The sequence below is a fragment of the Winogradskyella wichelsiae genome (genome assembly GCF_013403925.1).
Taxonomy (GTDB): domain Bacteria; phylum Bacteroidota; class Bacteroidia; order Flavobacteriales; family Flavobacteriaceae; genus Winogradskyella; species Winogradskyella wichelsiae.
In genome coordinates this window covers 1-5,287 of sequence record NZ_JABFDJ010000013.1, presented here as the reverse complement: position 1 = coordinate 5,287, position 5,287 = coordinate 1, and the positions used below count along the sequence as shown (strand labels likewise).

Annotated in this window: 7 protein-coding genes; all 7 read left to right on the top strand. The window is 29.1% G+C overall.

Annotation, left to right across the window (positions count from 1 at the left end; all coding sequences use genetic code 11):
• Positions 1-178: 178 nt before the first annotated feature.
• The 7 genes from HM985_RS16695 to HM985_RS16665 all read left to right on the top strand — a co-directional run bounded on the left by HM985_RS16695 (position 179) and on the right by HM985_RS16665 (position 5,075).
• Complete coding sequence (locus HM985_RS16695) at positions 179-703, top strand: hypothetical protein (RefSeq protein ID WP_179377356.1); 525 nt, start codon at positions 179-181, stop codon at positions 701-703.
• A gap of 144 nt (positions 704-847) precedes the next feature.
• The gene (locus HM985_RS16690) at positions 848-1,432 is read left to right on the top strand and encodes a hypothetical protein (RefSeq protein WP_179377355.1); all 585 of its coding nucleotides are present in this window, start codon (positions 848-850) and stop codon (positions 1,430-1,432) included.
• A gap of 142 nt (positions 1,433-1,574) precedes the next feature.
• Positions 1,575-2,138, top strand: a complete 564-nt coding sequence (locus HM985_RS16685) for an FEKKY domain-containing protein (RefSeq protein ID WP_179377354.1) — start codon at positions 1,575-1,577, stop codon at positions 2,136-2,138.
• 165 nt (positions 2,139-2,303) lie between these two features.
• The gene (locus HM985_RS16680; RefSeq protein ID WP_179377353.1) at positions 2,304-2,918 is read left to right on the top strand and encodes a hypothetical protein; all 615 of its coding nucleotides are present in this window, start codon (positions 2,304-2,306) and stop codon (positions 2,916-2,918) included.
• A 122-nt stretch (positions 2,919-3,040) separates the two neighbouring features.
• Complete coding sequence (locus tag HM985_RS16675) at positions 3,041-3,667, top strand: hypothetical protein (RefSeq protein WP_179377352.1); 627 nt, start codon at positions 3,041-3,043, stop codon at positions 3,665-3,667.
• A gap of 137 nt (positions 3,668-3,804) precedes the next feature.
• Positions 3,805-4,374, top strand: a complete 570-nt coding sequence (locus HM985_RS16670; protein ID WP_179377351.1) for a hypothetical protein — start codon at positions 3,805-3,807, stop codon at positions 4,372-4,374.
• A gap of 239 nt (positions 4,375-4,613) precedes the next feature.
• A complete protein-coding gene (locus tag HM985_RS16665; protein ID WP_179377350.1) occupies positions 4,614-5,075 on the top strand; it encodes a hypothetical protein in 462 nt (153 codons plus the stop codon).
• Positions 5,076-5,287: the final 212 nt, after the last annotated feature.

The window sequence follows — 5,287 nt, the reverse complement described above, 5'->3', positions numbered from 1 at the left end:
CGAAAAAATAATGTAAATTTACCTGAACTTACGATTTAAGAACTGACCTAGTTCAAACTATTTTTTGCCTTCTAAACCGCTGAAAAAAAAATCTTTTGAACGTCTAAATATTAACCAAAAAGAGTCAACCTATATCAGTATAATACAATAGCTGTACGAGAAAAACATTTAGAGTATTATGACAGATGAAAAGCAAAATGATGAAACTTCTATTATAAATGAACAAATTGAGCAAATTGTAAATGATGTTGTCGCACGGAGAAAATTGGAATTAAATCAATCTTTAATTCATCTCGATGCAAAGGGAATGCAAGAGACTATTGCATTTGATAAAAAATTTGACATAAAAAATAGAATATATAAAGATTTAGTCGATATATATTTCAATCAATGTAAATTGTCTCAAGATGTATATGTTTCTGGAAAAAAAACAGTTATTGAATTTCTTTTATATGGTGCTAATGACGAGGCATTCAGATATATTTCAAATTTAGGCCTATCCAAAAATGAAAATCAAATTTTCGCTTTAAAATTAACACTAATGGCTTCGAAAAAAAGCGCGGAACGTGAAAGCATAATTAAGACTAAAATTAAGCGGAATTACAAAACTTTTGAACCTAAAACTCAACATTTAATTAATTTAATGGGCTTCAAACCTAAATATAATATAATCGACAAACTATTTAGTAAAAGAATTAAATAACTGTTGCCAACACCGTGTATAATTAATTGCTTTGTTCTTGCCTACTTGCGAATATTCCTGCGGAATATTCACGGGTTCGTAAATGTTTGCTAACTTAGTCGCTAAACCACGCAACTAACCATACACAAACACGTTACCCAACATTTGAGTAAAACCGATAAAAACATCGAATTGAATAGAAAAACAAGTGATTTAATTGCTGGAATTTTATGTTCTGGATTTTCAATAGTTGGAATTACAATTATGGATAAATCGGAATTAATAACTTGGGTTACAATTGGATTTTTTGGAATTGGAGCGATACTGTTATTATTTAGATACTTTAATCCGAATAGTAGATTTCTACCAAAACAAAAAGAGTATTATAAAAAGTTGAGCGACGAAGAATTTATAGAACTGTATGACTCAAACGGAATTTTCACTTACGATAAAAACGGATTTGAATTGCAAATTGAGCAAAAACTAACCCAAATTGAATGGAATGAAATTGAAAAACTGACTGCTTATAAAGTTGACCTTTTCGCAACCGATGAAATACGATTATTTTTAAAAGCGGAAAATGGAAAACAGTTTGAGATATCGGAAAGTACAGAAGGTTGGTTTCAATTTAACGAAAAAATAAAAGAACAGTTTCCTGAAATTAATAAAAGTTGGGAAATTGACATTACAGTTCCAGCATTTGAACGAAAAGAAACTGAAATATATAACCGAAATAAAAACGTTGGGTAACACCGTGTATAATTAATTGCTTGGTCACTGCCGACTTACGAACATTCCTGCGGAATATTCTATATGTGATTTATTTGCTAATTTAGTTGCTTAACCACGCAACTAACCATACACATCAACGTTACCCAACATTAGGCAAAAATTGAGAAATAGAACAAAATACATACTTCTGACTTTAGGAATCTTAAGCATAATATTGATTTATTACAATGACAAATATGTATTAACTGAAACAAGTTTTGACCCAATAGAATTAAAATACTCGAAATGGTTTTTTGCAATTGGAATTTTATGTGTTGGGATTTATTTTTTTAATAAAAATTTGAGAAATATAATCACAAAAATTATGTTTGGAGCATTTGGAATATGTTTAGCTCTGAATTTGTTTCTCTATATCCAAACTTATAAAAGTGTACAAATTCAAAAACGATATGATGAATATTATGAATTGAAAACTTGCGAAAAAATGGAAGAAAGATTTGCAACAGATTTACAAAATGGAGAAATAAAATACTTTCAATTCGGAATTGGTTATGATGTTGAATTGGAAAAAATATTGGAAAAAAAATATGACATTGAAATGTTCGGAATGGGTTGTATGATTCAATCAGAATTTGAATGTTATAATAAATTAGTCTATAAATATCTGAAAGAATCACACAATGAATCAATAAATGATATTTACAGAAAAATAGATAATGAATAAAAAAACGTTGGGTAACAACGTGTATAATTAATTGCTAGTTTTGGCTCACTTGGGAAATTCCTTCGGAATTTCGCCGTTCGTGCTTAATTTAGTAAATTAGTTGCTTAAAACACGCAACTAATCATACACAACAACGTTAGCAGCAATTTGAACCATATCGACGAAATGAAGTACTTTATAACATTAATACTACTACTTACAGCTTTGAGTTATGGTCAAATAATGGAACCTGAATTTCCTCTTGTTGTGAATATTGTACTGATATTATTAATTTTATTAACACCAGTTTTTTGGGAATATTCCGTTCTTAATAAAAACTACGAATCTGACTTCAAAATGCAAAGTCAGCGTAAAGTACTTGGAATATATGAATTGATTTATGCAATAGCTTGGACATTATTATTGTCTTTTAGCAATGACAATTATAATGACGTAATATTCCTGATTTTAATATTTTGGACTTTTCCATTGGCTGAATTAGTTTTGTGGTTTATTTACAAAAAGAAGAAAACTCTTACATTATTCATTAAAGAAAATCAACTGATTTTAGTCAAACGTTGGACTCAAAAAAGAAACCTGACTGAACTTACTCAAATCCGATTTGACCGATTTGGTAAAAATTTAAAACTTGATTTTAAATCAAAATCTGAAATTTCGATAAAAACAACGGAATATAACGCTGACGATATCCAAAAGTTACTAGAAATTCTAATAGAGAAATCTGAAAACAATGTTTTTGTTCCGAATAATTATGAACCGAAAATAAAAAACAGCTGCTAACACAGTATAAAAATAATGCTTAGTTTAGTGCTTAATCAAGAGTCAGTGCACTTTTGTTACGTCTGATTTTCCTGCGGAAAATCCTCGCACACAAAACCGCACTATTCTTATACATCAACGTTGTGCGTCATTTAAGAGCAGAACGGAAACAAGAATTAATAAAGAAAATGAAACCTGATTATCTGAAAATAATTATAGATTCTTTCCCTGAAAATCTAAAATCGGATGTTATAATGGTTTTCAATATTATTCCGTTGGAAAGTAAATATAAATTTGATTTAATAAGTTCTGATTCCTATGACGTAAAAGTTAGTGGAGAATTATTAAAAATCCCAACAAGAATTTATTTTGACCAACCAAAACCGCAAAACGAAAATCAACTGACGGAAATACAGAAAGATATTTTAAATTGCTTTTTTACCAGACATCATAATGGATTTATAAGAGAGAAAAGGTTAAATAAAATATCTGAAAAATTAGAAAAATGGAAAACACCATTCCTTGTTCAATTATTAGGAGAATATATTTATGAATTGTTTCCGATTATTGACGAGAAAGTGAATAACGACACATTGGAATTTTATAAAGAATTTAAAAATGAGAACCCAATATATTGGCAACAAACCGAAAGTCGAATAGCAAGTTATTGGAATGAATATTACAGATATAAATTCCCGAAATTAAAAGACTATTTAGGAATTGAAATTATCAACCGAATAAAAAAAACGAACGCACAACACCGTGTATAATTAATTGCTAGTTTCTTCCCTACTTGCGAAAATTCCTGCGGAATTTTCACGGGTTCGTTAAAGTTTACTAACTTAGTTGCTAAACCACGCAACTAACCATACACAAACACGTTGTAAGTAATTTACCAAAACCGAAAATGAAGTATCTGATTTTAATTTTAGTCTGTCTATTTATACAATCGTGTTCTGATTGTACAAATGTATATTTTACGGAAAATGACAAAACTTGGTTTACTAATTATAATGTTGGAGATAAAATAATATTCAAATCTCAACTAAATGATTATGATACAATTTTTATCACAAATAAAGTTATTAAAGAACCAAAAGGTGAATGCAATCCATTTGTGTCTGAATTCGACAAAGATTTTGTTAGAATAGATTACGAAATTAAAAAAGATACATTCAAATTAGTAAAAGATTACTTTGTCCAAATCGGAGCGAATGAAAATCTGAAAGACGCAAGTCCTGTTATTCGTTTACTGAATATGGAATATAGTAATTCTCGAGACAAATTACCAACACCAAAAACTTCTGAATTGAATGTTGATTGGAAAAATGTTTATACTTTCGACAAAGGAAATTGTCCATATACAAATCTGAACGGAAAATTTGGTATAATTGAATTTCAATGGGATAAAATTTATGGACTTGTCTCATATAAAAACGAAAGTGGAGAAAAATGGATTTTATTAAAGAAAGAATAAAAACTACTTACAACACCGTGTATAATTAATGGCTGGTTCTCGCCTACTTACGAAAATCCTCGCGGATTTTCTATTCGGTTTTTATTTGCTAAATTAGATGCTTAAACACGCCACTAATCATACACAAAACCGTTGTGCGTCATTTAAGCGCACGTTAACTAATCGAAAAACATCATTCACTCATTTGAGTTTTCATGAAAAATGAAATTGAAATATTTTTGAAAATAAAAGCAAGAAAAATGAGAATATTTCTATTTCTATTTATACTGTCTATTACTTTAGGTTGCGCAACTCGTAATATAAAATACGACCGAAATAAGATTTTAAAAAAATACTCTGCTGATTATAAAATGTTTATTGATAACGAAAAAATGGATTTGGAAACCGTCTTTCTTAACAAAGACAATATTGAAAACATCAGAATTAACAAGCACACACGAGAATTAAAAATCACTCAATTCAAAACAACTAAATTATTCGAAATAAATAACCTGAACTTAGATAGCTTAGGTGTTGGTCAGAGAGGCTGGACTATGAATAATATTGAATTAATAGTAATTGATGGAATTCCATTAACTGACAGTTCAAAAAAAAATACCAAAATTGATTTGAAAGGAATAAAATCTATATCAGTATTAATAATGGATAGAATGAACAATACAAGTTCTGATGGAAACGTTTTATTAATAACAATGAAATAAAAAACGAACGCACAACACCGTGTATAATTAATTGCTGTATTAGTCTCTACTTGCGAAAATTCCTGCGGAATTTTCACGGGTTCGTAAAAGTTTACTAAATTAGTTGCTTAACCACGCAACTAACCATACACAACAACGTTGCCATTCATTGCGCGACGCACCCAAAACGAAATAAAATATTTATGAAAATAATTATTGGAGTACTCTCTTTT